Source organism: Stenotrophomonas daejeonensis (assembly GCF_001431505.1).
Taxonomy (GTDB): Bacteria; Pseudomonadota; Gammaproteobacteria; order Xanthomonadales; family Xanthomonadaceae; genus Stenotrophomonas; species Stenotrophomonas daejeonensis.
On the sequence record NZ_LDJP01000044.1, the window covers coordinates 1 to 25,867 of the forward strand.

22 protein-coding genes and 1 pseudogene are annotated in these 25,867 nt (G+C 68.0%); 7 read left to right on the forward strand and 16 right to left on the reverse strand.

Annotation, left to right across the window (positions count from 1 at the left end; all coding sequences use genetic code 11):
• A partial coding sequence (locus ABB34_RS07870; RefSeq protein ID WP_057640755.1) for an ArsR/SmtB family transcription factor occupies positions 1-714 on the reverse strand: 714 nt, incomplete at its 3' end.
• 126 nt (positions 715-840) lie between these two features.
• Here ABB34_RS07870 and ABB34_RS07875 point away from each other — a divergent pair.
• Entirely contained in the window at positions 841-1,989 is a 1,149-nt protein-coding gene (locus ABB34_RS07875; protein ID WP_057640757.1) for an acyl-CoA dehydrogenase family protein, read from the forward strand.
• A 133-nt stretch (positions 1,990-2,122) separates the two neighbouring features.
• On the opposite strand, the gene ABB34_RS07880 is transcribed toward ABB34_RS07875, so the two are convergent.
• The 3 genes and pseudogenes from ABB34_RS07880 to ABB34_RS07890 form a co-directional block, all read right to left on the reverse strand.
• The gene (locus ABB34_RS07880) at positions 2,123-5,290 is read right to left on the reverse strand and encodes a multidrug efflux RND transporter permease subunit (protein ID WP_057640759.1); all 3,168 of its coding nucleotides are present in this window, start codon (positions 5,288-5,290) and stop codon (positions 2,123-2,125) included.
• 24 nt (positions 5,291-5,314) lie between these two features.
• A pseudogene (locus ABB34_RS07885) lies at positions 5,315-6,481 on the reverse strand (efflux RND transporter periplasmic adaptor subunit); the annotation flags it as partial.
• 22 nt (positions 6,482-6,503) lie between these two features.
• Entirely contained in the window at positions 6,504-7,142 is a 639-nt protein-coding gene (locus tag ABB34_RS07890) for a TetR/AcrR family transcriptional regulator (RefSeq protein ID WP_057640761.1), read from the reverse strand.
• Positions 7,143-7,379: 237 nt separating this feature from the next.
• On the opposite strand from ABB34_RS07890, the gene ABB34_RS07895 reads away from it, so the two are divergent.
• The 4 genes from ABB34_RS07895 to ABB34_RS07910 all read left to right on the forward strand — a co-directional run bounded on the left by ABB34_RS07895 (position 7,380) and on the right by ABB34_RS07910 (position 15,217).
• The gene (locus ABB34_RS07895; RefSeq protein ID WP_057640763.1) at positions 7,380-12,359 is read left to right on the forward strand and encodes an NAD-glutamate dehydrogenase; all 4,980 of its coding nucleotides are present in this window, start codon (positions 7,380-7,382) and stop codon (positions 12,357-12,359) included.
• Positions 12,360-12,649: 290 nt separating this feature from the next.
• Positions 12,650-13,423, forward strand: coding sequence for an NAD kinase (locus tag ABB34_RS07900; RefSeq protein ID WP_057640764.1), 774 nt, complete (start codon positions 12,650-12,652; stop codon positions 13,421-13,423).
• Positions 13,424-13,550: 127 nt separating this feature from the next.
• Positions 13,551-14,501, forward strand: a complete 951-nt coding sequence (locus ABB34_RS07905) for a 5'-nucleotidase (RefSeq protein WP_057640766.1) — start codon at positions 13,551-13,553, stop codon at positions 14,499-14,501.
• Positions 14,498-15,217 carry a spermine/spermidine synthase domain-containing protein gene (locus ABB34_RS07910; protein ID WP_057640768.1) on the forward strand — a complete coding sequence of 240 codons (720 nt, stop codon included), beginning with the start codon at positions 14,498-14,500 and terminating at the stop codon, positions 15,215-15,217. Before ABB34_RS07905 ends, ABB34_RS07910 begins: the two co-directional genes overlap by 4 nt.
• Positions 15,218-15,297: 80 nt before the next feature.
• Here ABB34_RS07910 and ABB34_RS15460 read toward each other — a convergent pair whose 3' ends face one another.
• The 12 genes from ABB34_RS15460 to asnS all read right to left on the reverse strand — a co-directional run bounded on the left by ABB34_RS15460 (position 15,298) and on the right by asnS (position 25,209).
• Complete coding sequence (locus tag ABB34_RS15460; protein WP_169788708.1) at positions 15,298-15,438, reverse strand: hypothetical protein; 141 nt, start codon at positions 15,436-15,438, stop codon at positions 15,298-15,300.
• Between the two features lie 30 nt (positions 15,439-15,468).
• Positions 15,469-15,705, reverse strand: a complete 237-nt coding sequence (locus ABB34_RS15465; protein WP_083490106.1) for a hypothetical protein — start codon at positions 15,703-15,705, stop codon at positions 15,469-15,471.
• A 521-nt stretch (positions 15,706-16,226) separates the two neighbouring features.
• Positions 16,227-16,913 (reverse strand): DUF2461 domain-containing protein, encoded by a 687-nt coding sequence (locus ABB34_RS07920; RefSeq protein ID WP_057640772.1) that lies wholly within the window; start codon positions 16,911-16,913, stop codon positions 16,227-16,229.
• Positions 16,910-18,349: an exodeoxyribonuclease I gene (sbcB, locus tag ABB34_RS07925; protein WP_057640774.1), complete on the reverse strand. Its 1,440-nt coding sequence runs from the start codon at positions 18,347-18,349 to the stop codon at positions 16,910-16,912. The genes ABB34_RS07920 and sbcB overlap by 4 nt, the downstream gene beginning before the upstream one ends.
• Complete coding sequence (locus tag ABB34_RS07930; RefSeq protein ID WP_057640776.1) at positions 18,349-19,722, reverse strand: FAD-dependent oxidoreductase; 1,374 nt, start codon at positions 19,720-19,722, stop codon at positions 18,349-18,351. The genes sbcB and ABB34_RS07930 overlap by 1 nt, the downstream gene beginning before the upstream one ends.
• Positions 19,723-19,740: 18 nt before the next feature.
• Positions 19,741-21,015 carry a kynureninase gene (kynU, locus tag ABB34_RS07935; RefSeq protein WP_057640778.1) on the reverse strand — a complete coding sequence of 425 codons (1,275 nt, stop codon included), beginning with the start codon at positions 21,013-21,015 and terminating at the stop codon, positions 19,741-19,743.
• Between the two features lie 180 nt (positions 21,016-21,195).
• On the reverse strand, positions 21,196-21,702 hold the full coding sequence (locus tag ABB34_RS07940) for a 3-hydroxyanthranilate 3,4-dioxygenase (protein ID WP_057640780.1): 507 nt from the start codon (positions 21,700-21,702) through the stop codon (positions 21,196-21,198).
• A gap of 23 nt (positions 21,703-21,725) precedes the next feature.
• On the reverse strand, positions 21,726-22,388 hold the full coding sequence (can, locus tag ABB34_RS07945) for a carbonate dehydratase (RefSeq protein WP_057640782.1): 663 nt from the start codon (positions 22,386-22,388) through the stop codon (positions 21,726-21,728).
• A 77-nt stretch (positions 22,389-22,465) separates the two neighbouring features.
• Entirely contained in the window at positions 22,466-23,092 is a 627-nt protein-coding gene (locus tag ABB34_RS07950) for an FMN-binding negative transcriptional regulator (protein ID WP_057640784.1), read from the reverse strand.
• Positions 23,093-23,098: 6 nt separating this feature from the next.
• A complete protein-coding gene (locus ABB34_RS07955; RefSeq protein ID WP_057640787.1) occupies positions 23,099-23,413 on the reverse strand; it encodes a hypothetical protein in 315 nt (104 codons plus the stop codon).
• The gene (locus ABB34_RS07960; protein WP_057640788.1) at positions 23,410-23,715 is read right to left on the reverse strand and encodes a hypothetical protein; all 306 of its coding nucleotides are present in this window, start codon (positions 23,713-23,715) and stop codon (positions 23,410-23,412) included. The genes ABB34_RS07955 and ABB34_RS07960 overlap by 4 nt, the downstream gene beginning before the upstream one ends.
• 99 nt (positions 23,716-23,814) lie before the next feature.
• Positions 23,815-25,209, reverse strand: a complete 1,395-nt coding sequence (gene asnS, locus ABB34_RS07965; protein ID WP_057640790.1) for an asparagine--tRNA ligase — start codon at positions 25,207-25,209, stop codon at positions 23,815-23,817.
• A gap of 150 nt (positions 25,210-25,359) precedes the next feature.
• Between asnS and ABB34_RS07970 the strand changes: the two genes are divergently transcribed.
• Positions 25,360-25,698 (forward strand): HesB/IscA family protein, encoded by a 339-nt coding sequence (locus tag ABB34_RS07970; protein WP_057640791.1) that lies wholly within the window; start codon positions 25,360-25,362, stop codon positions 25,696-25,698.
• A 33-nt stretch (positions 25,699-25,731) separates the two neighbouring features.
• Entirely contained in the window at positions 25,732-25,863 is a 132-nt protein-coding gene (locus ABB34_RS15785; RefSeq protein ID WP_275452836.1) for a hypothetical protein, read from the forward strand.
• The last annotated feature ends 4 nt before the right edge of the window (positions 25,864-25,867 follow it).

A 25,867-nucleotide genomic window follows, 5' to 3' on the forward strand; every position in this document is an offset into this window, starting at 1 on the left:
CAGCACCCGCGCGCATTCGGCCACGGCCTTGGCCGGGTGGGTGGCGTAGGTGAGGGCGTGCATCAGCACCACGAGGTCGAAGCTGCCATCGTCGAATGGCAGCTTGTGCATGTCGCCTTCGCGGACCTCGACGTTGGGCAGCTTGCGCAGGCGCTCGCTGGCGGCGGCGACCACGCGGGCGCTGGTATCGACGCAGACGTAGCGCTGCGCGTGCGGCGCCAGCAGTTCGGCCAGCACGCCGTCGCCGGAGGCGATGTCGAGCACGTCGCCGGTTTCCAGCAGCGGCAGCGCGCTGCGCGCCATCGCCTCCCAGGTGCGGCCGGGCGAGTAGTGGCGCTCCATGTCGCCGGCCACGCTGTCGGCCCAGTTCTGGTCGGCGGCGCGCATCGCCAGCACCGACGGCACGCGCTCGGCGTCCTGGCGCAGCAGCGGGTCGTCGCTGCCGGTGCTCAACGCGTGCCACAATGCGCGCTGCGCCGGGTCCAGCGCGGCCTCGTCAAAGCGGTAGTAGGCCGACACGCCGGCACGGCGGTCGCGGACCAGCCCGGCTTCCTTCAGCCGGGCCAGATGGGTGGAAACACGCGGCTGCGCCAGCGTGGTGATGGCCGACAGCTCGGCCACGGTCAATTCCTCCTGCTCCAGCAGGGTCAGCAGGCGCACGCGGGTGGCGTCGGCGAACACCTTCAGGCGGGTCGACCAGTCTTCCAGATCCATAAATATCTACCTATCGCGATATAGAGATATTTTGCTGCCGCGGTGCGGCAAGGTCAAGGCGCGCATGGGCCAGCGGCGGTTGCGATGGTTACAATCGCAACTTCGCAATGCCCTGGGAGGGGTGCAGTGGATTTCAGCTTCAACGAAGAACAACTGATGTTGCAGGACGTGGCCCGCCGCATCGCCCAAGAGAAGATCGCGCCGAGCGCCGAACATCACGACGCCACCGGCGAGTACCCGCTGGAGAACATCCGCCTGCTCGGCGAGAACGGGCTGATGGGCATCGAGGTGCCGGTCGAGTACGGCGGCGCCGGCATGGACCCGGTGTCCAGCGTGCTGGCCATCGTCGAGGTGTCCGCCGCGGACGCCGCGCACGCCACCATCATGTCGGTCAACAACTCGCTGTTCTGCAACGCCGTGCTCAACCACGGCAGCGAGGAGCAGAAGCAGCTGTACGTGCGCGCGATCGCCGAGGGCCGCGAGATCGGCGCGTTCGCGCTGACCGAGTCGCAATCCGGCTCGGACGCCACCGCGATGCGCTGCCGTGCGGTGAAGCAGGCCGACGGTTCCTACGTGATCAACGGCCAGAAGAGCTGGATCACCTCCGGCCCGGTGGCGCGCTACATCGTGCTGTTCGCGATGACCGACCCGGCGCAGGGCGCCCGCGGCGTCACCGCCTTCATGATCGACGCCACCCGTCCGGGTTTCGGCCGCGGCAAGACCGAACCCAAGCTGGGCGTGCGCGCCTCGGCTACCTGCGAGATCGAGTTCCGGGATTACGTGGCACGGCCCGAGGATGTGCTGGGCGTGGAAGGGCAGGGCTTCAAGATCGCGATGAGCCTGCTCGACTCCGGCCGCATCGGCATCGCCTCGCAGGCGGTGGGCATCGCCCGCGCCGCCTACGAGGCGTCGGTGGCCTACGTGCGGGAGCGCAAGTCGTTCGGTGCGCCGATCGGCAGCTTCCAGATGATCCAGGCCAAGATCGCCGACATGAAATGCAAGCTCGACGCGGCGTTGCTGCTGACCCTGCGCGCGGCGTGGACCAAGGCGCAGGGCAAGCGCTTCTCCACCGAGGCCGCGGTGGCCAAGCTGACGGCCTCGGAAGCGGCGATGTGGATCGCGCATCAGGCCGTGCAGATCCACGGCGGCATGGGCTATTCCAAGGAAATGCCGCTGGAGCGCTATTTCCGCGACGCCAAGATCACCGAGATCTACGAAGGCACCAGTGAGATCCAGCGCATGGTCATCGCACGCAACGAAACCGGCGTGCGCTGAGGCCCGTAGGAGCGCACCTTGGTGCGCGATGAAGCTTTTCCGGTAAAACCCCATCGCGTACCAATGTGCGCTCCTACATGAAAAGAAGCCCCGGCATTGCCGGGGCTTCGTCGTTGCGGGGCTGCGTTTCCGCTCAGCGATCCTGCTGCACGGTGCGCACCTTGTGCTGCTCGATGTACTGCTTCGACTGCTCGTCCAGCTTGTCGCCCAGCACGCGGCGCACGGTGACGAAGAACAGCGGGATCAGCAGCACGCCGATGATGGTGGCGAACAGCATGCCGCCGATGACGCCGGTGCCCAGCGAATGGCGGGCGTTGGCGCCGGCGCCGCTGGAAATGGCCATCGGCAGCACGCCGAGGATGAACGCGAAGGAGGTCATCAGGATCGGGCGGAAGCGCAGGTGCGCGGCCTCGATCGCCGCCTCGCGCAGGGTCTTGCCGGCGGCGCGCTGCTCGACCGCGAATTCCACGATCAGGATCGCGTTCTTCGCCGCAAGGCCAATCACCGTGACCATGCCGATCTTGAAGTACAGGTCGTTCGGCAACCCGCGCATCAGCGAGAACACCACCGCGCCGAGGATGCCGACCGGCACCACCAGCAGCACCGACACCGGGATCGACCAGCTCTCGTACAGCGCGGCCAGGCACAGGAACACCACCACGATCGACAGCACCATCAGCAGGGTGGCGGCGTTGCCGGCGAGGATTTCCTGGTAGGACATGCCGCTCCAGTCGTAGCCGAAACCGGCCGGCAGCTTGTCGTGCACCAGGTTCTCCATCGTCGTCATCGCCTGCCCGGAGCTGCCGCCCGGTGCCGGCGAGCCGACGATGTTCACCGCCGAATAGCCGTTGTAGCGGCTCAGCGCCGGCGGCGCGTAGATCCAGTCGGACTTGACCACGGTGCTGAGCGGGATCATCGCCGGCTGGCCGTCGGCGTCGGTGCTCAGCGAGCTGGGCACGTAGTAGCTGCGCAGCGATTCGGGGCCGGTGCGGAAGGCGGCATCGGCCTGCATGTTCACCCGCTTGATGCGGCCGCCGTAGAAGAAGTCGTTGACGTACACCGGCGCCAGCATCATCTGCAGCGCGGTGTAGACGTCGTTGACCGCCACGCCCATCGCCTGCGCCTGCACGCGGTCCACCTTCAGCTGCAGCTGCGGCGAGTTCTCCAGCGTGTTCGGGCGCACGCCGACCAGTGACTTGTCGGCGGACGCGGCGCCGAGCAGGGTGTTGCGTGCGTCCATCAGCGCGTCCTGGCCGGCGCCGGCGCGGTCCTGCAGCCACATGTCGAAGCCGCCGAACTGGCCCAGGCCCTGCACGGTGGGCAGGTTGACCAGGAACACCTGCGCGTCCTTGATGCCGCCGAAGGCCTTCATGTTCATCTTCTGGATGAACTCCGGCGCGGTCTCGTCGCGCTCGCCCCAGTCCTTGAGCCGGATGAAGGCCATGCCGACGTTCTCGCCGGAGCCGACGAAGCTGAAGCCGGTGACCTGCATCATGCCCTCGAACGACGGGTCGTCCTGCATCAGCCCCAGCAACTGGTCGAACACCACGCCGGTGCGGCTCTTGGTCGCGCCCGGTGGCAGCTGCACGATGGCCAGCGCATAGCCCTGGTCCTCTTCCGGCAGGAAGCTGCCCGGCAGGCGGGTGAACAGCAGGCCGCACAGCGCGACCAGCAGCGCGAACACCATCAGCCAGCGCGGGCTGTGCCTGAGGACGCTGCCGACGGTGCCGACGTAGCCCTTCTCGAGCCGGCCGTAATAGGTGTTGAAGGTGCGGTAGACCCAGTTCGGGTTGTCGTTGTGGGTCGGCTTGAGGAAGGCCGCGCACAGCGCCGGGGTGAAGCTCAGCGCCAGCAGCGCCGAGAAGCCCATCGACATGGCGATGGTCAGCGCGAACTGCTTGTAGATTTCGCCCGAGGCACCGGGCTGCATCGCGCTGGGGATGAACACCGCCGCCAGCACCACGGTGATGGCCACCACCGCGCCGGTGATCTGGCCCATCGCCTTCTGCGTGGCCGGCTTCGGGTCGAGCTGGTCCTCGCTCATGATGCGCTCGACGTTCTCGATCACCACGATCGCGTCGTCGACCACGATGCCGATCGCCAGCACCATCGCGAACAGCGTGAGCTGGTTGATGGTGAAGCCGATCGCCAGCATGCCCATGAAGGTGCCCAGCAGCGCCACCGGGATCACCAGCGTCGGGATGATCGTCGCGCGGAAGTTCTGCAGGAAGATCAGCATCACCAGGAACACCAGCACGATGGCTTCCACCAGCGTGTGGATCACTTCCTTGATCGAGATGTTGACGAAGGTGGTGCTGTCGAACGGGGTGAACCAGCTCACGCCCTGCGGGAAGCTGCCGGCCAGGTCGTCCATCTTGGCGCGCACCGCGCGGGACACGTCCAGCGCGTTGGCGCCGGGCAGCAGCTGGATGGCGAAGGCGGCCACCGGCTTGCCGTTGTAGCGGGTGTCGAAGCCGTAGTTGGAGGCACCGAAGGCGACGCGGGCCACGTCCTTCAGCCTAACCACGCTGCCGTCGGCGTTGGCCCGCAGGATGGTGTTCTCGAATTCCTCCGGCGTGCTGTAGCGGCCTTCGGCGGCGACGGTGGCGGTGAACGCCTGCCCGTTCGGGGCCGGGTCGCCGCCCACCGAGCCGGCGGAGAACTGCAGGTTCTGGGTGCCGATGGCGTTGTACACGTCGGTGGCCGACAGGTGGTAGCCCTGCAGCTTCTCCGGGTTCAGCCAGATGCGCATGGCGTATTCGGAGCCGAATTGCTGGGTGCTGCCGACGCCGGGCACGCGCGAGATCTGCTCCAGTACGCGCGAGCCGACGATGTCGTTGAGCGCGTCGCGGTCCACCGTGCCGTCGTCCGAACGCACGCCCACGGCCATCAGGAAGCCGGCGTTGGCCTTGGCCACCACCACGCCCTGCTTGGTCACTTCCGAGGGCAGGCGCGGGGTCGCCAGCGCCACCTTGTTCTGCACCTGCACCTGGGCGATGTCGGCATCGGTGCCGCTGTCGAAGGTGAGGGTGATGTTCACCCGCCCGGTGGAGGACGAGGAGGAGCTGAAGTAGACCAGGTTGTCGATGCCGGTCAGCTGCTGCTCGATCACCTGGGTGACCGACTTCTCGGCGGTGGCGGCGCTGGCGCCGGGGTAGTTGGCCGACACGGTGACCTGCGGCGGCGCCACGCTGGGGTAGGACTCCACGCCCAGGTTGAGGATCGAGATCACGCCGCCAAGCGAGATCAGGATGGCCACCACCCACGCGAATACCGGGTGCTCGATGAAGAATTTGGGCATGGGGAAGCTCCGTCAGTCCTGCTGCGGCTGCGCCGGGGCGGCGGCGGGCTTGGCCGCGGCCGGTTGCCACGGCATCGGCTTGGCCGGCTCGCCCGGCTTGACCTTCTGCAGGCCCGAGGCGATCACCTGGTCGCCGGCTTCCAGCCCGGCCGACACCAGCCAGTTGCCGCCCTGCTGGCCGTCCAGCACCAGGTCCTTGCGCACCACGTTGCCGTCCTTGCCGACCACCAGCGCGTAGCCGCCCTGCGCGTCGCGCTGCACCGCCTGCTGCGGCACCAGGAAGGCGTTGTTGCGCTGGCCGAGGTTGGCCTTGAAGCTGACGAACGAGCCGGGCAGCAGGATGTGCTCCGGGTTGGGCAGCTGCGCGCGCAGCGACACCGCGCCGGTGGCCGGGTCCACGGTGGTCGCCGAGAAGTCCAGCGTGCCCTCGTGCGCGTACGGGGTGCCGTCGGGCAGGTTGACCTGCACCGTGGTCTTGCCGTCGCCGGCCAGCGCCACCGCGCCCTTGTCCTGTGCGGCGCGCAGCCCGCTCAGTTCGTCGGCGGTCATCGAGAAGTTGACGTACAGCGGGTCGATCTGGTCGATGGTGGTCAGCAGCGTGGCTTCGTTCTGGCCGACCAGCGCGCCCTCGGTCACCTGCTGCTTGCCGGCCAGGCCGGCGATCGGTGCGGTGACGTTGGCATAGCCGAGGTTGATGCGGGCGCTGGTGACCGCCGCCTGCGCCTGCTGCACGGCGGCGGCGCTACTGCGCTCGGCGGCCTCGGCATTGTCCAGGTCCGAGCGCGATACGTAGTTCTGCGGCGCCAGCGTGCGGGCGCGTTCGGCGGTGGCCTTGGCGTTGGCATGGGTGGCGCGGGCCGAGGCCAGCGCGGCTTCGGCCGAGGCCAGCGACGCGCGCAGCGGCGCCGGGTCGATCTGGAACAGCGCCTGGCCCTCCTTGACGCTGCTGCCTTCCTCGTAGACGCGCTTGAGCAGCACGCCGGAAACGCGGGCGCGCACGTCGGCCGAGCGGAACGGCGACAGTCGCCCGACCAGCTCGCGCTGCAACGGCAGGGTCTGCGGCTTGGCCTCGATGACGCCGACCTCCGGCGGGGGCGGGGCCTGCTGTTCCTGTTGGTTCTTGCAGGCGGCCAGGCCCAGGGTCATGGCGCCGGCGAGGGCGAGGGCGAGGATGCGCAGCGGAGAGGTCATCGGGGGAGCTCCGGGAGGTTGTTCAGCGGGTGCCGGGGATGCCGGCCGGCGGTGCCGGGAAGGCACGCAGGAAGGCATCGACGGCGAATTCGGCCCAGCGGCGGCGCTGCTTCGGATCGTCGCGACAGGGGGCATGGAAACGTTGGCGTTCGAAATCCTGACCGGCAATCATGCTGACCAGCATCTCGGCGATGAAATGCGGATCGTCATGGATGATGCGCCCGCGCGCCATCTCGGTTCGTATCCATTCAGCCAACTGCCCGCGCAGGGCCTCGGCCCCGCCCTGGTACAGCAAGCGGGCTTCTTCGCGGAACTCGGCGGCGCCGGCGGCGATCAACTGCGCGGTCTGGCGGTTGCGGGGCTGGCTGCGATGTTCCAGATAACGCAGCGCGAAATCCAGCAGGACCTCGCGCAGCGGGCGTTCGTCGCCGCTGGCCAGCGGCGCGGCGGCAGCCGACATGCTCTGCCGCACGACCTGGCCGAGCAGTTCGCGCCTGCTGCCGTAGCGGCTGTAGAGGGTCTGCTTGGAGCAGCCCACGTGCGCGGCCACCGCGTCCATGCTCAGGTGCATGCCCTGTACCGCCAGCAGTTCGCGCACGGCATCGAACACGCGCTGGTCGCGTGCCTCGACGGGCGCGGAATCGGAGGTCTCGGGGTGCACGGATTGGACTATACCGTCCAGTTCAAAATTTGTAAAACAGCGCGAAAACGTGGCTTTGGAAGTAATGCCGGGGAATATCCTCAAAATGTTTTTCTATGGAAAATATTCAATGAAAACATTCGGTTGCATGTGTTTCGGATGCGGTTTCAGGGCCTGTATTGCGGCCTTGCAGCAATGCCGTGGTGGTTGCGGGGGATACAATTTCGGTCTCCCCTGGAGCATCACTGAAGCTCAATCATGAAACCGCAAAAAAACGCTGCCAAATCCGCAAGAACGAAATCCCCATCGGCCGCCAAGCCGAGTGTTTCCGAAGCCGGTCTGTCGCTGGAGCCGGTTTTTGCAGCGTTGCGAACGCGATACCCGGCCGCCGGCCGGGCCGAGGCGGAGGCGTTCGCCTCGGCGTTCTACCGCCGCATGGAAAGCGATGAATTCAGGCTGCACCCGGCCGAGGACTGGGCGGTGCTGGCCGCCGGCATGCTGGAATTCGTGCGCGTGCGCAAGCCGGGCAAGGCCAACGTCCGCGTGTTCAACCCGACCTTGAAGGGCGATGGCTGGGAGTCCAGCCACACCGTGCTGCAGATCGTCAACGACGACATGCCGTTCCTGGTGGACACCGTGTCGCTGGCGCTGGCCGAGCAGGGCATCGGCGTGCACGTGCTGGGCCACCCGGTACTCGACATCGCCCGCGACAAGGCCGGCAGGCTGACCGGCGTGGGCGAGGGCAGCCCGGAGTCGGTGATGCTGTTGGAAATCGATCGCCAGCCGGCCGAGGCGCTGGCGGCGGTGGGCAAGCGCGTCGCCGCCGCGCTTGACGACGTGCGTGCCATCGTCAAGGACTGGGCGCCGATGCGCGACAAGGCGCTGGCGCTGGCCGACGACCTCGGCAGCCGCCCGCTGCCGGTGGGCAACGACGCGCGCGCCGAGGCACAGGAATTCCTGCGCTGGGCCGCCGACAACCATTTCACCTTCTTCGGCTACCGCGAATACAAGGTGGAGAAGCAGGGCAAGGAAGAAGTGCTGGTCGCGCAGAACGGCACCGGCCTGGGCCTGATGCGCGGCAAGGACACCTCCATCGCGCGCCCGGTCAAGGGGCTGGCGGCGCAGGGCCTGAACACCAGCGGCAACCTCGCCGACGCGCTGATCCTGACCAAGACCAATGCCCGCTCGCGCATCCACCGCGGCGGCTACATGGATTACATCGGCGTGCTGGAGTTCGACGCCAAGGGCAAGATCATCGGCGAGAAGCGCTTCCTCGGCCTGTTCACCTCCAGCGCCTACAACCGCCGTCCGTGGGAAATCCCGCTGGTGCGCCTGCGCTACGAGAACGTGATGAAGCGCTCGGGCCTGAGCCCGTCCAGCCACAGCGGCAAGGCGCTGCGCCACATCCTCGAATCGCTGCCGCGCGAGGAACTGTTCCAGTCCAGCGAGGACGAACTGTTCCGTACCGCGATGGGCGTGCTCGGCCTGCAGGAGCGCGTGCGCAGCCGCCTGTTCCTGCGCCGCGACAAGTTCAGCCGCTTCCTGTCGGCGTTGGTGTTCCTGCCGCGCGAGCGCTTCAACACCGACGTGCGCCTGCGCATCGAAAGCATGCTGCGCGACGAACTGCAGGGCGAGCACGTGGATTCCAGCGTGGTGCTGGGCGATTCGCCGCTGGCGCAGGTGCACCTGATCGTGCGCCCCAAGGCCGGGCAGAACCTGGAACTGGACATCGACAACCTCGAAAAGCGCCTGGCCCACGTGCTGCGCAACTGGCAGGACGACCTGCGCGAAGCGCTGGTCACCAGCCACGGCGAAAGCGAAGGCCTGCGCATCGCCTCGCGCATCGGCAAGGCGCTGCCGGCCGGCTACATCGAGGACTCCAGCGCCGAGATCGCCGCCGCCGACGTCGCCCAGCTCGATGCCCTGACCGGCCCGGACGACCTGCGCCTGAGCCTGCAGCCGATCCGCCGCGACGGCGTCGATGGCCTGCGCATGAAGCTGTACCGCCAGCTCAAGGACATCCCGCTGTCCGACGTGCTGCCGATGATGGAGAACATGGGCCTGCGGGTGATGGCCGAGCGCCCGTACCGGCTGGTGGTCGACGACGCGCCGGTCTACGTGCAGGACTTCGAGGTCGAATCGATCGTCGGCGCGATCGACGCGGCCGCCGCCAGCACCGGTTTCAGCGACGCGTTCGCCCGCGTCTGGCACGGCGAAGCCGAGAATGACGGCTTCAACCGCCTGGTGCTGGCCGCCGGCTTGGACTGGAAGCAGGTGTCGGTGCTGCGTGGCTACTGCAAGTACCTGCTGCAGATCGGCGTGCCGTTCTCGCAGGCCTACGTCGAGGGCACCCTCAACCGCTATCCGCTGCTGGCGCGCCTGATCGTCGAACTGTTCGAGGCCCGCTTCGACCCGGCCCCGGCCACCGACAAGGCGACGCAGGACGCGCAGCTGGCGCAGTTCAAGGCGCTGGCCGGCGATGACGCGGCCACCGGCAAGCTGCTCGACGGCGTGGTCAAGGCGCGCGCCGGCAACCGCGACGCGCGCATGGCGCTGGTGCACGAAGCACTGGTCAAGCTGCTCGATGGCGTTTCCAGCCTCGACGAAGACCGCATCCTGCGCAGCTTCATCGGCGTGATCGAAGCCACGCTGCGCACCAGCTATTACATGCCGCGCAAGGACGGCCTGCGCGCCGACGGCGGCCCGGCCGACTACATCAGCTTCAAGCTGGACGCGGCCAAGGTGCCGGACCTGCCCAAGCCGCGCCCGTACCGCGAAATCTGGGTGTGCGGCCCGCGCGTGGAAGGCACCCACCTGCGCTTCGGCCCGGTGGCGCGCGGCGGCCTGCGCTGGTCGGACCGCCGCGAGGACTTCCGCACCGAAGTGCTGGGCCTGGTCAAGGCGCAGATGGTGAAGAACACCGTCATCGTGCCGGTCGGCTCCAAGGGCGGCTTCTTCGCCAAGCAGTTGCCGGACCCGTCGGTGGACCGCGACGCGTGGTTCGCCGAGGGCGTGGCCTGCTACAAGCGCTTCATCAACGGCCTGCTCGACATCACCGACAACATCGTCAACAACAGGATCGTGCCGCCGCAGGGCGTGGTGCGCCACGACGGCGACGACCCGTACCTGGTGGTCGCCGCCGACAAGGGCACCGCGACCTTCTCCGACACCGCCAACGGCATCGCCCGCGCGCACGGCTTCTGGCTGGACGACGCGTTCGCTTCCGGCGGCTCGGTCGGCTACGACCACAAGGGCATGGGCATCACCGCGCGTGGTGCGTGGGAGTCGGTCAAGCGCCACTTCCGTGCGCTGGGCCGCGATTGCCAGAAGCAGGACTTCACCGCGGTCGGCATCGGCGACATGTCCGGCGACGTGTTCGGCAACGGCATGCTGCTGTCCGAGCACATCCGCTTGGTCTGCGCGTTCGACCACCGCCACATCTTCCTCGACCCGAACCCGGTGGCGGCAAGTTCGTTCAAGGAACGCGCACGCATGTTCAAGGTGCCGCGTTCGAGCTGGGCGGACTACGACGCCAAGCTGATCAGCAAGGGCGGCGGCATCTACCCGCGCTCGCTGAAGTCGATCGAGATCACCCCGCAGGTGCGCGAGGCGCTGGGTATCGACGCCGGCATCAAGGCGATGGCCCCGACCGACCTGATCAACGCCGCGCTGAAGGCGCCGGTGGACCTGCTGTGGAACGGCGGCATCGGCACCTACGTCAAGTCGGCGGCCGAAACCAACGCCGACGTCGGCGACCGCGCCAACAACGCGCTGCGCGTCAACGGTGGCGAACTGCGCTGCAGGATCGTGGGCGAGGGCGGCAACCTGGGCATGACCCAGCTCGGCCGCATCGAGGCCGCGCAGAACGGCGTGCTGCTCAACACCGACTTCATCGACAACTCGGCCGGCGTGGACACCTCCGACCACGAAGTCAACATCAAGATCCTGCTCAACGACGTGGTGCGGGCGAAGAAGCTGACCGTGGACCAGCGCAACAAGCTGCTGGCGTCGATGACCGACGAAGTGGCCGAGCTGGTGCTCAACGACAACTACCGCCAGAACCAGGCGCTGAGCCTGATGGAGCGGATGAGCACCAAGCGCCTGGGGTCCAAGCAGCACTTCATCCGCACGCTGGAACAGCAGGGCCTGCTCGACCGCCAGATCGAGTTCCTGCCGTCCGACGCCGAGCTGTCCGCGCGCAAGCTGCGCGGGCAGGGCCTGACCCGCCCGGAACTGGCGGTGCTGCTGTCCTACTCCAAGATCGTCGCCTTCCAGCAGCTGCTGGAATCGGACATCCCGGAGGACGCGTACCTTTCCAAGGAACTGCTGCGCTATTTCCCGCAGCCGTTGCAGAAGAAGTATGCCGACAGCATGCAGGGCCACCGCCTGAAGCGCGAGATCATCGCCACCGCGGTGACCAACCAGACCATCAACCGCATGGGCGCCACCTTCCTGATGCGCATGCAGGAAGACACCGGCCGCAGCGTGGCCGAGGTCGCCAAGGCCTACACCATCAGCCGCGAGACGCTGGATGCGCGTGCGCTGTGGACGCAGATCGACGCGCTCGACGGCACCCTGCCCGAAGCGGTGCAGGTCGATGCGCTGGAAGTGATCTGGAAGCTGCAGCGTTCGTTCGTGCGCTGGCTGCTCAACCGCCCGGGCGCGATGCCGGGCATCACCGCCGCGGTCGAGCGTTACCAGGGCCCGTTCAACGACATCCGCGTCGCCTCGGGCGTGCTGCCGGATTCGCAGCGCCCGGCCTACGAGGCCAGCGTCAAGCAGTGGAAGGAGAAGGGCCTGCCGGCGGCGCTGGCGCAACAGCTGTCCGAGCTGCAGTTCCTGGAACCGGCGTTCGACATCATCGAACTGGCCCGCACCCGCAAGCTCAAGCCGGTGGACGTGTCCAAGGTCCACTTCCGCCTCGGCGAGGCCCTGCAGATGCCGTGGCTGTTCGAGCAGATCGACGCGCTGGAGGTCAACGGCCGCTGGCATGCGGTGGCCCGCGGCGTGCTGCGCGACGAACTGGCCGCGCACCAGCGCGTCCTCACCGGGCAGGTACTGTCGGTGAAGGGCGGCAACGCCGAAGCCAAGGTGGCCGCATGGCTGGGCCGTGACGACAGCAGCCTGCGCTTCACCCTGGCGATGCTGGCCGAGCTGGCCGAGCAGAAGACGCTGGACTACCCGACCGTCTCGGTTGCGGTGCAGCGTTTGGGGCAGCTTGCGGCGCACGGGGTATAAGCCGCGCGTGGTAGATAAAGCCCCTCTCCCTGCGGGAGAGGGGTTGGGGTGAGGGGCGAACGAAGCAGCGAACTCCCGGCAACCAGTAAAGCCAGTTGCAACAAAAGGGTAGGTGCCGACCGTTGGTCAGTACTTCCCGGACAAAACCATCACGGCCAAGGCCGCTCCCGCAACAAAAGCAGCAACGCTTTGGTGGGAGCAACCTTGGTCGCGATGCTTTCCAAGCCCGGGAAGGCCAAGGCAGCCTTCCCCATTGCGGGTTATCCTCGGCAGCCCGACCGCAACCGACGATGGCCATGTCCCCCCGCATCGCCTTTCTCGCCAGCAACACCGAGGCCGCGCAGCAGGCCCGCGCGCAGATGGCCGCGCGCTATGGCGACCACAAGCCCGACGCCGCCGACGTGCTGTGCCCGCTGGGTGGCGACGGCTTCATGCTGCAGACCCTGCACCGCCACGGCGACAAGGGCAAGCCGGTGTTCGGCATGAAACTGGGCACGGTCGGCTTCCTGATGAACCACTACCGCGACGACGACGACCTGGTCGAGCGCCTGGCGCTGGCCGAGCCGGCGCACCTGCGGCCGCTGGAAATGCTCGCGCTGACCGAGTCGGGCACCAGCACCGGCTCGTTGGCCTACAACGACGTGTCGATGCTGCGGCAGACCCGGCAGGCCGCGCACATCGGCATCGACCTCAACGGCCAGCAGCGCGTGGAAGAGCTGATCTGCGACGGCGTGCTGGTGTCCACCCCGGCCGGCAGCACCGCCTACAACTACTCGGCGCGCGGGCCGATCCTGCCGCTGGGTTCGAACACCATCGCGTTGACGCCGCTGGCACCGTACCGGCCGCGACGCTGGCGCGGGGCCATCCTCAAGGCCGACACCGAGGTGTGCTTCCGCGTGCTCGACCCCTACAAGCGCCCGGTCAGCGTCACCGCCGATTCGCACGAAACCCGCGACGTGGTGGAGGTGACCATCCGCGAATCGCGGCAGCGGCAGGTGACGTTGCTGTTCGATCCGGAACACAACCTGGAAGAGCGCATCCTCAGCGAGCAGTTCGAGTTCTGATGCTGCGTAGGTCGGGGCTACGTCCCCGACGGCCGTGCGCACGAAGCGTCGGGGGCATGGCCCCGACCTACCGGGCCTTCCGGTTAGACTCCCTCCATCAATCCGGCATTCCGTCAGGTCCGTCCCAATGGGTGACAACACTCCCCGGCTGCTTACCGTCGCGGTGACCTCGCGCGCCTTGTTCGACCTCGAAGAAGGCCATGTGCTGTTCGAGCAGCAAGGCCTGGAGGCCTACGCCGCCTACCAGCGCGAACACGAGGACGACGTGCTCAAGCCCGGCGTGGCGTTTCCGGTGGTGCGCAAGCTGCTGGCGCTGAACCAGGGCACCAGCGCGGAGGACCCGCGGGTGGAGGTGATCCTGCTCTCGCGCAACTCGGCCGACACCGGCCTGCGCATCTTCAATTCCATCCAGCACCACGACCTGGGCATCGTCCGCGCCACCTTCACCGCCGGCGAGCCGACCTGGCCCTACGTCAAGCCGTTCGGCACCGACCTGTTCCTGTCGGCCAACCCCGAATCGGTGCGGCGGGCCCTGGTGCACGGCATCGCCGCGGCAACGATCCTGCCGCGCAGTGGCGCCGAGATGTCCATCGCTCCCACCGATACCGGACACCCGGCGGGGCAATTGCGCATCGCCTTCGATGGCGACGCGGTGATCTTCGGCGACGAGAGCGAGCGCATCTCGCGCGAGCAGGGCGTGGAGGCGTTCGGCCGCCACGAGCGCGAGCGTGCGCACGAGCCGCTCAGCGGCGGGCCGTTCCGCAATTTCCTGTCGGCCTTGCATGCCTTGCAGGCAGCGTTCCCGGCCGGCGAACAGGCGCCTATCCGCACCGCGCTGGTCACCGCGCGCTCGGCACCGGCGCATGAACGGGTGATCCGGACCCTGCGCGAGTGGGGCGTGCGCCTGGACGAGGCGCTGTTCCTCGGCGGCCGCCACAAGGGGCCGTTCCTGGAAGCGTTCGGCGCGGACATCTTCTTCGACGACTCGCAGCACAACATCGACAGCGCCCGCCAGCACCACAGCGTCGCCGCCGGCCACGTGCCGCACGGCATCGCCAACGCCGTGCGCACCGAATGAGCGGCGGCGCCCGCATCCGGCGCAGTTGGTGGCACGTCGAACTGCAGTTCTGTGGCGACACCATCCAGACGCGCATGTCGCGCTGGTTCCCGCAGCGGCTGCACGTGGGCTACACCCGCAGCATGCTGGCCGCGCTATGGCTGCAGCCAGCCCCGCGCCGCATCGGCATCGTCGGCCTCGGCGGCGGCTCGCAGGCCAAGTTCTGCCATCGCCACCTGCCGCAGGCCAGGATCGAGGCGGTAGAAAGCGACCCGGACGTGATCGCACTGCGCGGGGTCTTCCACGTCCCGATGGACGACGAACGCATGCAGGTGGAATGCGCCGATGGCGCTGCCTGGCTGCGCACCCGGCGCGGCTGCTTCGACCTGCTGCTGGTGGATGCCTACGATGTGCATGGCATTCCGCCGGCATTGTCCACGCAGGATTTCTACGACGACTGCCGCGCCGCACTTACTGCCAACGGCGTGATGGCCGGCAATCTCTACAACACCGATACCCGCAGGCACCTGGTGCGGCTGCGCCGCAGCTTCGATGGCCGCGTGCTGAAACTCGACGAGCCGGGCATGAGCAACAAGGTGGTGGTCGCATGGAACGGCTCGCCGCAACCGGAGCCGGTGGCGATGACCCTGTCGCGGCTGCCGTGGGGCGCGCGCGGGCAGTTGCGGGCCGGGTTCAGGCGGTTGGCGAAGGCATGGGAGGGCCAGGCTTCGCGCTGACCGGCGGCAGGAACCGCTTGGGGCCGGCCGGGGTCATGGACCCCGGCGGCGGCATGCCTGGAGCAGGCGCGGCGGCGTCACTAGACGGATGCCGGCGGTTCGCCTGCGTCGGGAGAGGCGGTGTCGCGGCCGGAGCGCTTCTTCGCCAGCTTCGCTTCCTTCTGCTTCTTCTTTGCCAGCTCGCGCTGGCGCTTCTCGAACGAGTAGTTGACCTTGGCCAAGTGGGTTGCTCCGTCTTTCGGGGAAGTGGGTCAGTTCTTGCCGGATTGGCTGGTGCCGGCAGGCGTTTCCGCAGCGGGCTTCAGCACGCCGTCCCTGCCGCGCAGCGGCGTGTTGCCCAGCACTTCGATCTTGCCGCCGGCCTTGTCGAAGGCCGCCATGTCCCGGGCGATGCGCTCGCGGGTCAGGTGTCCCTGCTGGGTGCCGGAAGCGAAGGTCGAGCTTGTCCTTCTCGGGGCGGTGGCGGCGGACTTGCGGATGGATGTCATCTCTTTTCCTCATGTCGGTGCCAGCCGGATGACGGGGTTCCCCGATGCGCGGACGGGCGCGATGCGGCTGCCCTGATGAACGAGCTGCATGGAACCGGCAGTTCATTCCTCGCACCATGCCGTTCCGTCCGCGGTACGGGTCATGGCGGGCAATGCGGCAGGAGGCTGCCGCGGGAACGCGCATCGCCACCACGCAACGGGTGGGGCATCGGCATTCGTGCGAATGCACGCGTCATTACGACTGGGATATGCGGGCAATGGGCGCTCTCGGCGAGCGGTTGCCACATGAAGGGAAGCGGAGCGTGCAACTGCAAAGGCGGCTGCGCGGAACGCGCGGAGCAGGCATCGCCTGCGTGGGACATGCTAGCACTTTGCGGATGTTGGCGGGTTCATGCACGCATCGGTGTGCCGGCGTTGCCTCATCGATGCAACGAAGCGAGGCGTTCCCGCTCGGGTGGCGGCCGGCCGGAGGGCGCAATGCCATGCAGCTTTCCGGCAGCGGCCATCGTGTCGCGTGCCGTTCAGAACTCCAGGTCCAGCGCGGCGCACAGGTAATCGACGAAGGGGCCCAGCGCGGCGAGGTCGGCGGCAATGGTCTGGCGCAGGCGCGGGCTGGTCATGCCGGCGTCGTCCACGTGGCGCAGCAGCACCCAGTTGCGGTGGCGCAGGTCGTCGATGAACTCGAAGTCGGTGGGAAAGCCGCGCGGTGGGCGTACCAGCATTTCGCTGTCCTCGAAACCGTAGCGCCTGCGCAGCGCCGGGGCATGCGCGGTGGCTTTCCAGGTGCCGGGGTTGTCGAAGATGAACTGGCGCACGCGGCGCTGGATGTCCGGCTCCTGGTGCCACAGGCCGGCGCCGATGAAACTCGCGTCCGGTTGCAGGTGGACATAGAACGAAGGCGCGGGCACCTGCTTGCGGCGCTCGTGGTACAGGCGCGCGCCCTGCCACGGCTTGTACGGCGCCTTGTCGTTGGAATAGCGGGTGTCGCGGTAGATGCGGTACAGCGAGCCGCCGACGGTGCGCGGGTCGGCCAGGTAATGCGTGCTGACCTGCGCCAGGTCGGGTTGCAGGTCGGCGATCAGGCGCAGGAACGGTTGCCGCACGTGTTCCTCGTATTCGTGCTTGTGCTCGGCGAACCACGGTTTGTCGTTGTGGCGGTCGAGGTTGCGCAGGAACTTGAAGCTGGCGTCGCTGAAATATCGGCTCATGGCGATGGCTGCAGTTGCTGGCCCCATTGTTCCAGTGCGTCGAGCAGGGCCAAGGGAGCGGGGGTGTCGTGGTGTTCCTCGCGCAGCGTGCGGATCTGCGCGAAATAGTCGGGCAGGCTCTGCTCGCCGAGACCCGGTTGCAGCAGGCGATGGCGGCGGTAGTCGTCCCAGCGGGTGCGTTCGCTGGCATCCAGCGTCTGCGGGTAGTTGCGCGCACGGTAGCGGAACAGCAGCTCCGGCAGGCGCGGGTCGCGGAAGCGATTCTCCAGTTCCGCCAGCGCCTCCGGCGGGCTGGTCCGGACCTTGGCCAGCAGCGGCTTGTCGCCGTCGGCGAGGAAACCGTCGTACAGCGCGCCGTCGGCATCGGCCGGGCCGTCTGCGGGGCGCTCGCGGGCGAAGACCCGGCGGACCTTTTCGGCCAGTTGCGGGCCGGCCGCGCGCAACTGTGCGGCGCGGGCTTCGACCGCGTCCGGGTCGATGCCCAGCCGCTGGAAATCGGCGGCGCGCAGGTGGTTCCACGCGACCAGCGCCGGTACCTTGTTGAGGTGCACTTCCTTCAGCGGCACCCGCTGCTGGCCTTCGGGCAGGTCGGCGGCGCGGGTGTAGAGGCGCTGCGCGATTTCCTCCGGCGACAGCTCCAGCAGCGGCTGCGGGTCGCTGTCCAGGTCGTACACGATCACCCGGTTGTTGATGTGCGGGTGCGTGGCCAGCGGCAGCACCGGTGCCGCGCACAGGCGGGTGGCGGGATAGCGCATGGAGATGTGCAGCGCCGGCTGCATCGCCACGCCGTCGAGCAGCCCGGCGACGAAGCGCTTGTCGCGCAGCTTCAACGCGTAGTCCCACATGCGCGGTTGCGCCTGCTTGAACTTCCGTGCCATGCCGATGGTGGCGTAAACGTCCGACAACGCTTCGTGGGCGTCACCCTCGCGCACGCCATTGGCGTCGGCCAGGTGTTCCAGCTTGAACGAGGTGCCGCCGTCCTCGCGCTGCGGCCAGACGATGCCGTCCGGGCGCAGCGCGTGCACCAACCGCAGCATGTCCAGCAGGTCCCAGCGCGAGTTGCCGCCGCGCCACTCGCGCTCGTAGGGATCGAAGAAATTGCGGAACAGGCCATGGCGGACGAACTCGTCGTCGAAGCGCAGGGTGTTGTAGCCCAGCGTGCAGGTCTGCGGGCGCGCCATCAGCTCGTTGATGCGGGCGAAGGCCTCAGCCTCGCTGATGCCTTCGGCCAGTGCGCGCTGCGGGGTGATGCCGGTGATCAGCGTGGCGATGGGCGAGGGCAGCAGGTCGTCGGCGGGCTTGACGAAGAAGCTGACCGGCTCGTCGATCACCTGCAGCTGCGCGTCGGTGCGCACCGCGGCGAACTGCGCGATGCGGGTGCGGCGCGGGTCCTGGCCGAAGGTTTCCAGATCGTAGAAGAGGAAACTTTCAGTCATCAATGCGCTCCTTCCAGCACCGGCAGTCGTTCGTGGACGATCCTTTCCAGCGCGGTCCAGTCGATGCGTTCCAGCGTGGCGTGGCCGGCGGTGGCTTCGGCGAGGATGCGCTGTTGCAGCCGCGTGCGTTGCAGCGCCACCGCGTAGGGTGTGTGCAGGAAGGTGACCATCGTGTAGTGCGGCACGAAGCGCGTCGGCCAGCGCCGTTGCAGTTCGTGTTCCAGTTCGCGTTGCAGCAGGAACGCGGGATCGGCGACGTGGTCGCGCATCTCCAGGTAGTTGTCCAGCGCCATCTGCTGGATCGCCGCGGCGTTGGGCTTGCGCTCGGCTTCGAACGCGGCGAAGGCGTGCGCGGTGTCGTCGTGCGCTTCCAGCAGGTTCGCCAGCGCCACGCAGTCCTCGAACGCGCAGTTCATGCCCTGGCCGTGGAACGGCACCATCGCGTGGGCGGCGTCGCCCAGCAGCACCGCCTTGCCGCCGAGGTGCCAGCGGTCCAGGTGCAGGGTGCCGAGCAGGCCGGGCGGGTGCCGCTCCCAGTCGCGGCGCAGGTTGGGGATCAGCGGCAGGGCGTCGGCGAACTCGCGGGCGAACAAGGCCTCGGCCTCGGCGCCGCTGCGCACCGTGGCGAAGCCGGGGTCGCCTTCGTTGGGCAGGAACAGGGTGACGGTGAAGGTGCCCTCGTCATTGGGCAGGGCGATGCACATGTAGCGGCCGCGTGGCCAGATGTGCAGCGCGTTGGCCTCGATCATGAAGCCGCCATCGGCCGCGGGCGGGATTTCAAGTTCCTTGTAGGAATGGTCGAGGAATTCGGTACGCTCGCCCAGCGGCGACTTGCGGTTCATCGCCGCGCGCAGCGCCGAGCCGGCGCCGTCGGCGCCAACCAGCGGCGTGTCGAAGTGGATGTCGTGCGGGCTGTCGTCGCGGTCGTCGATGAAGCGCGCATAGCCGGCGTCGAAATCCACCGTGTGCAGGCGGCGGTGGAAATGGAAGCGGGCGCCGGCGTCCTCGGCCAGTTGCAGCAGGGTGATGTTGAGGTCCCTGCGGTGCACCGACCAGATCACTTCGCTATCGTCGCGACCGTAGCGCTGCAACTGTGGCGTGCCGCCGTCGCGCGGGTGCACCATGCGCCCGCGCATCATCACCGTGCGCGCCATCACCGCTTCTTCCACGCCGGCCTGGCGCAGCGCGTTGCGGCCGCGCTCGGCCAGCGCGAGGTTGATCGAGCGGCCGCTCTCGTAGTCGGCGACGCGCGGATCGCCGCGGCGTTCGTAGACGGTGATGCGCCAGCCACGGCGCGACAGCAGGATGGCGAGCAGGGAGCCGGCCAGGCCGGCGCCGATCAGGGTCAGGTGACGCGGGGGGGAAGCGGTCAAGTCGAGGGTTCCGTGGGTTCAGAGGCCTGCCCAGGCTTCCACCTCCGCGACGAAGCGGAGGATGTCGTCGTGGCGGTTGTACATGGGGGTCGGGGAAATGCGGATCACGTCCGGCTCGCGCCAGTCGCCGAGCACGCCCTTCGATTGCAGGTGCTCGAACAGGGCCCGGCCCTGCGCACGGCCACCGGCCACGCGCAGCGACAACTGGCAGCCGCGGCGTTCCGGTTCGGTGGGGGTGACGATCTGCAGCACGTTGGACAGGCGCGCCAGCACCAGCGCTTCCAGGTGCCCGGTGAGCTGCAGCGACTTGGCGCGCAGCGCCGGCATGCCGGCCCGGTCGAACAGTTCCAGCGAGGCGCGCAGCGGCGCCAGCCCCAGCACCGGCGGGTTGCTCAGCTGCCAGCCCTCGGCGCCCAGTTCGGGCACGAACTCCGGCGCCATCTGGAAGCGCGTGGCCTGCTCATGGCCCCACCAGCCGGCAAAGCGCGGCAGCGATGCATCGCGGGCGTGGCGCTCGTGGACGAAGCAGCCGGCCACCGCGCCGGGGCCGCCATTGAGGTATTTGTAGTGGCACCACACCGCGAAGTCGGGCGCGGTGTCGTGCAGGGTCAGCGGCACGTTGCCGACCGAATGGGCGAGGTCGAAGCCGACGTTGGCGCCCTGCGCGCGTGCCAGCCGGGTGATCGCGTCCAGGTCGAATACCTGCCCGCTGCGGTACTGCACGCCCGGCCACAGCACCAGCGCCACGCGTTTGCCGTGCTCGGCGATGGCGCGCTCGATCGCGCCCATCGAGATCGTGCCGTTGGCCTCGTCCGGCTGCACCTCGATCAGGTCGGTGGACGGGTCGAAGCCGTGGAAGCGGATCTGCGACTCGACCGCATGGCGGTCGGTGGGGAAGGCGCCGGCTTCCATCAGGATCGCCGGGCGCGCGGCCGTGGGGCGGTAGAAGCTGACCATCATCAGCTGCAGGTTCACGCTCAGCGTGTTCATCGCCACCACTTCCACCGGCAGCGCGCCGACCACGCGCGCCAGCGCATCGCGCACCAGCCGGTGGTAGTTCATCCAGTGCGTGGGGCCGGTGAAGTGGCCTTCGACCGCGATCCGCGCCCACAGGTCCAGCACCTCCTGCACCATCGCCCGCGCACCGCGCGGCTGCAGGCCGAGCGAGTTGCCGACGAAATAGGCCTGGTCGGCGCCGTCGTGCTGCGGGATCAGGAACTGGTCGCGCAGCTGGCGCAGCGGGTCGGCCGCATCGAGCGCGGCGGCATGGGCCGGGGACAGGAGTTCGTTCATTGCTGCATGGGCATCGAGAATGATGCGGCAGTGTAACGCTGGGAGTGCGAGGTAGCCCCTCTCCCTGCGGGAGAGGGGTTGGGGTGAGGGGCAACGGAGTCACGATGGTTCAAACATCATGAACTGCGTTCGCCCCTCATCCGCCCTTCGGGCACCTTCTCCCGGAGGGAGAAGGATGGGTCATGGCAACGGATGCACCGCGCCACATTCCTCACAGGTGCGATGTTGCAGCGAGGAGTAAAAGCGCTCGAACACCAGCGGCAGATCCGTCTCGATGTTGCCGAGGTGGAAGAACTCCTCGTACAGCTTGTGGTTGCACTGCTCGCAATGCCAGGTCACGCCGTCGAGTTCGTGCGGCAGGCGCTTGCGTTCGACCACCAGGCCGATGCCGCCGGGCGGGCGCCGCGGCGAATGCGGCACCCGCGGCGGCAGCAGGAAGATCTCGCCGGCGCGGATCGGGATGTCGCGCACCGCGCCGTCCTCCTGCACCTTGAGCACCATCTCGCCTTCGAGCTGGTAGAACCACTCCGGGCCTTCGTCGTAATGGAAGTCGGTGCGCGAGTTGGGGCCGCCGACCACCATCACGATGAAGTCGCCGTTGTCGATCATCCGGTTGCCCACCGGCGGCTTGAGCAGGTGGCGGTGTTCCTCGATCCAGCCCTGCAGGTTGATCGGCGAGGCAAGCATGGTCGGCTCCGGGCGGGGAAGGGTCAGTCGCGGCGGCCTTGGCGCGGCACGAAGGACAGCGCCCGTTCGTAGGCCGGCTGCAGTTCCTCCTGGCCGCCGACGTCGATGCCCATCTCGCGCACGCGGCCGTCCTTCAGGCTGTAGACCCAGCCGTGCACCATCAGCTTCTGTCCGCGCGCCCACGCGTCCTGCACGATGGTCGAGCGGCAGGCGTTGACCACCTGCTCGATCACGTTCAGCTCGCACAGGCGGGCATGGCGCAGCGTCGGATCGTCGATCGCGTCGAGGATGGCCGAGTGCTTCTGCGCGACGTCGCCGACGTGGCGCAGCCAGTTGTCGGCCACGCCGATGCGCACGTCGTTGAGGCTGGCATGCACGCCGCCGCAGCCGTAGTGGCCGACGATCAGGATGTGCTTGACCTTGAGCTGGTCCACCGCGTACTGGATGACGCTCAGGCAGTTCAGGTCGGTATGCACCACCACGTTGGCAATGTTGCGGTGGACGAACACTTCGCCGGGCGCCATGCCGATGATCTGGTTGGCCGGCACGCGTGAATCCGAACAACCGATCCACAGGTACTCGGGGTGCTGCTGCCGGGACAATTGGCTGAAGAACTCCGGGTCTTCCTGCTCGATGCGGTCGGCCCAGTCGCTGTTGTTCTGCAGCAGCATGCGGATGTCTTTCATTGTCGCTTGTCCCTGTGGTGGGGTGGGGGAATGGCGCGGCACACCCGGTCGCGTCGTCGTGGGAGAGCGCTCCGGTTTCAGCCGGTGCTCTGGTGCCAGCGCATCCATTGCGCCAGTTCGCGGGAAGCAGGGGCCGGCTGTCGTTCCAGCGCGGCGATCACGGCCTCCCGGTTGGCGTCCGGATGGTTCTGGCTCAGTTTCAGCTTGACCTGGGCCTGTTCGACCCGGAAGCGGAAACCGACGATGCCGCGCAGTTGGCGACGCTGGTCGTCGCGTTCGGGCTCGAAGCGCCAATGCTGGCCGACGCTGGCCTCGAAGCGGTCGCTGAGCGAGGCGACCAGCGTCGCCAGTGCATCCTCGTCGTCGAACGGCTGCAAGTGGCCACGCAGCTCGGCGCTGGCGTAGTTCCAGGTCGGTACGCGTGCGGCCGCTTCCTTGTCCGGATACCAACTTGCGGACACGTAGCCATGCGGGCCATCGACCAGCACTTTCGCGATGCCGGCGTGCCGGGCCTGCGGATTGGCCCGGGCCCAGTGCCCCTGCAGTTCGATGTGCTCGCCATCGCGCCGGTACAGCACCGGCAGGCGGGTCAGCTCCGGCAGGCCATCGGCGCCGGTGGTCAGCAGGGTGACGAACGGGTCGCGTGCCAGCAGGCTGTCCAGCCAGGCCAGGTCATGCTCGACGAAGGCGCGCGGGGTGAACATCGGCTGTCAGGCGCGGGCACCCAGCGACTGCACCATGCGCGCGCGCAGTTCCTCGTCGCTGGCGGCCCGCGGCGGCTGCACCTCGTGCAGCGAGAAGCCGCGCATCAGCGCGTCTTCCTCGTCCAGGCCGTCGAAGGCGACGAACTCGGCGTCGAACAGCTGCGCGCGGGCGGTGTCCTCGCTGTCGTAGCTCAGGGTGTTGCCGTCGCTGTCCAGCACCTCGGCGGTGCCGGCCGGGCGCACGCGCAGGCGGGCCCAGACCAGGGTGGTGCCGATGCTGGCCAGCCACCACTGGTCGGTGGAGGTGTCGGAATCGTTCATTTGATTACCTGCGAGAGGATCCACAGCAGCAGGGCCATGCCCAGCCCGCCGAGCATCACCAGCAGCGCGATGCGCGCGGGGGTGGCGAGGCCGCTCAGCGAGCGGTCGGCGATTGCCTTGAAACCGCCGGCCAGCAGCCAGCGCAGGCAGCCGGGCTTGAGGAAGGCGCCCTCACCGAATTCGCTGGCCAGGACGGGATGGCGGTCGCGGACATGGACCAGCGTCAGCGGCCAGAAGATCAGGAACGCGCTGAAGCCGGCGATGGCGACGCCGACGAAGCACAGGGCAAAGAAAAGGACCATCAGTGCAGCGGTGAGTGAAGGGGAACGAGGAACGAAGAACAGCCGGGGCTGCTCACGGGTGCAGGGTTCGTATTCCTCTCACTCCTCACGTTCAATTCCTCAGAATTCCGCCGAACCCGGCGCGCGCGGGTAGGGGATGGCGTCGCGGATGTTGCTCAGCCCGCACACGTAAACCACCAGCCGCTCGAAGCCGAGGCCGAAGCCGGCATGCGGCACCGAGCCGTAGCGGCGGAAGTCGCGGTACCACTGGTAGTGCTCGGGATCGAGGCCGAACTGCGCCATGCGCGCGTCGAGCACGTCCAGCCGCTCCTCGCGCTGGCTGCCGCCGATGATCTCGCCGATGCCCGGGGCCAGCACGTCCATCGCCGCGACGGTCCTGCCGTCGTCGTTCAGGCGCATGTAGAACGCCTTGATGTGTTCGGGGTAGTTGGTCACCACCACCGGGCGGCCGACGTGTTCCTCGGTGAGCCAGCGCTCGTGCTCGGTCTGCAGGTCCAGGCCCCATTCGACCGGGTAGTCGAACTTCCGGCCGGACTTCTGCAGCAGGGCGATGGCGTCGCTGTATTCGATGCGCTCGAACGGCGCGTTGACGAACGCCTCCAGCCGGGTGATGGCGTCCTTCTGCACGCGCTCGGCGATGAAGGCCATGTCGTCGCCGCGCTCGGCCAGCACCGCGCGGAACAGGTACTTGAGGAATTCCTCGGCCACCCGCGCGTCCTCGGCCAGGTCGGCGAAGGCGATTTCCGGCTCCACCATCCAGAATTCGGCCAGGTGGCGGGTGGTGTGGCTGTTCTCGGCGCGGAAGGTCGGGCCGAAGGTGTAGACCTTGCTCAGCGCCAGCGCATAGGCCTCGACGTTGAGCTGGCCGGACACGGTCAGGAAGGTTTCCTTGCCGAAGAAGTCGCGGCTGAAGTCGATTTCACCATCGCCGGTACGCGGCAGGTTGGCCATGTCCAGCGTGGAAACGCGGAACATCTGGCCGGCGCCCTCGGCGTCGGAGGTGGTGATGATCGGCGTGCTGATCCAGTAGTAGCCGTTCTCGTGGAAATAGCGGTGCACCGCCTTGGCCAGGCAGTCGCGGATGCGGGTGACCGCGCCGAACAGGTTGGTGCGCGGGCGCAGGTGGGCGACCTCGCGCAGGAATTCCGGCGACATCGGCTTGGGCTGGATCGGGTAGGTCAGCGGGTCCTCGACCCAGCCGACGATCTCCAGGCTCTCGCCCTGGATCTCCAGCCCCTGGCCCTTGCCCTGCGACTTGACCAGCCTGCCGCTGGCGATGACCGAGCAGCCCGGGGTCAGGCGCTTGATGTCGTCGAAGTTGGCCAGCGCGTCGGTGGCCACGACCTGGATCGGGGCGAAGCCGGAGCCGTCGCCGACGTTGACGAAGGCCAGCCCGGCCGAGCCGCGCACCGTGCGCACCCACCCGCGGACCGTGACTTCTCCGCCTTCCGGGATCTTCCCGGCCAGGGCATGTGCAACGCTGACCACCGTCATGACTTGAATCCTCTGCTGAACGACTCGATCTGTAGAGGCAGGATTCTAGCGGTTGCGTGGCCGGGCAGGCGAGGTGTTTCCGGTCCGTTGGGCTTGTGGCCGCCGGCTTTTCCTATAATTGCCACCTCATTAGTCTGGAGTCGTTTGCTCATGGCCGTCCGCCTGACCCCCGTCGCCTTCGCCCGCGTGCAGCGTTTCATCGAACAGACGCCGGGCGCGCTGGGCCTGCGCTTCGGCGTGGCCCGCACCGGCTGCTCGGGCTGGGGCCACGTCACCGACCTGGCGCGCGAGCAGCGCGAGGGCGACACCGTGTTCGAGCAGGACGGCGTGCGCATCTACGTCGATGCCGACAGCCTGCCGCTGGTGGACGGCACCGAGATCGACTTCGGCAAGCAGGGGCTGAGCGAGGCGTTCACCTTCAGCAACCCGAACGCCTCGGCCGAGTGCGGGTGCGGCGAAAGCTTCACCACCGACGCCGCCCACCGCTAGGCCGAATCGACATTCAGCCGATATCTTTGGCAGATGTCGAAGATCAAGCAATCGCGGCCCAGCCGCTACGAGTTGACTCATACCCAGTGGGAGCGGATCGAAGACCAGCTCCCCGGCAAGGCCAGTGATCCGGGAACGCAGACCGCGTACAAACGTCATTACTGACACA

What these genes read in the sequence shown, in the direction of transcription:
- ABB34_RS07970 (WP_057640791.1), top strand. Translation starts at nt 25,360, where the DNA reads ATGGCCGTCCGCCTGACCCCCGTCGCCTTCGCCCGCGTGCAGCGTTTC.
- ABB34_RS07900 (WP_057640764.1), top strand. Translation starts at nt 12,650, where the DNA reads ATGGCCATGTCCCCCCGCATCGCCTTTCTCGCCAGCAACACCGAGGCC.
- asnS (WP_057640790.1), bottom strand. Translation starts at nt 25,209, where the DNA reads ATGACGGTGGTCAGCGTTGCACATGCCCTGGCCGGGAAGATCCCGGAA.
- can (WP_057640782.1), bottom strand. Translation starts at nt 22,388, where the DNA reads ATGAAAGACATCCGCATGCTGCTGCAGAACAACAGCGACTGGGCCGAC.
- ABB34_RS07880 (WP_057640759.1), bottom strand. Translation starts at nt 5,290, where the DNA reads ATGCCCAAATTCTTCATCGAGCACCCGGTATTCGCGTGGGTGGTGGCC.
- ABB34_RS07940 (WP_057640780.1), bottom strand. Translation starts at nt 21,702, where the DNA reads ATGCTTGCCTCGCCGATCAACCTGCAGGGCTGGATCGAGGAACACCGC.
- ABB34_RS07955 (WP_057640787.1), bottom strand. Translation starts at nt 23,413, where the DNA reads ATGAACGATTCCGACACCTCCACCGACCAGTGGTGGCTGGCCAGCATC.
- ABB34_RS15465 (WP_083490106.1), bottom strand. Translation starts at nt 15,705, where the DNA reads ATGACATCCATCCGCAAGTCCGCCGCCACCGCCCCGAGAAGGACAAGC.
- kynU (WP_057640778.1), bottom strand. Translation starts at nt 21,015, where the DNA reads ATGAACGAACTCCTGTCCCCGGCCCATGCCGCCGCGCTCGATGCGGCC.
- ABB34_RS07905 (WP_057640766.1), top strand. Translation starts at nt 13,551, where the DNA reads ATGGGTGACAACACTCCCCGGCTGCTTACCGTCGCGGTGACCTCGCGC.
- ABB34_RS07950 (WP_057640784.1), bottom strand. Translation starts at nt 23,092, where the DNA reads ATGTTCACCCCGCGCGCCTTCGTCGAGCATGACCTGGCCTGGCTGGAC.
- ABB34_RS07895 (WP_057640763.1), top strand. Translation starts at nt 7,380, where the DNA reads ATGAAACCGCAAAAAAACGCTGCCAAATCCGCAAGAACGAAATCCCCA.
- ABB34_RS07910 (WP_057640768.1), top strand. Translation starts at nt 14,498, where the DNA reads ATGAGCGGCGGCGCCCGCATCCGGCGCAGTTGGTGGCACGTCGAACTG.
- ABB34_RS07960 (WP_057640788.1), bottom strand. Translation starts at nt 23,715, where the DNA reads ATGGTCCTTTTCTTTGCCCTGTGCTTCGTCGGCGTCGCCATCGCCGGC.
- ABB34_RS15785 (WP_275452836.1), top strand. Translation starts at nt 25,732, where the DNA reads ATGTCGAAGATCAAGCAATCGCGGCCCAGCCGCTACGAGTTGACTCAT.
- ABB34_RS07920 (WP_057640772.1), bottom strand. Translation starts at nt 16,913, where the DNA reads ATGAGCCGATATTTCAGCGACGCCAGCTTCAAGTTCCTGCGCAACCTC.
- sbcB (WP_057640774.1), bottom strand. Translation starts at nt 18,349, where the DNA reads ATGACTGAAAGTTTCCTCTTCTACGATCTGGAAACCTTCGGCCAGGAC.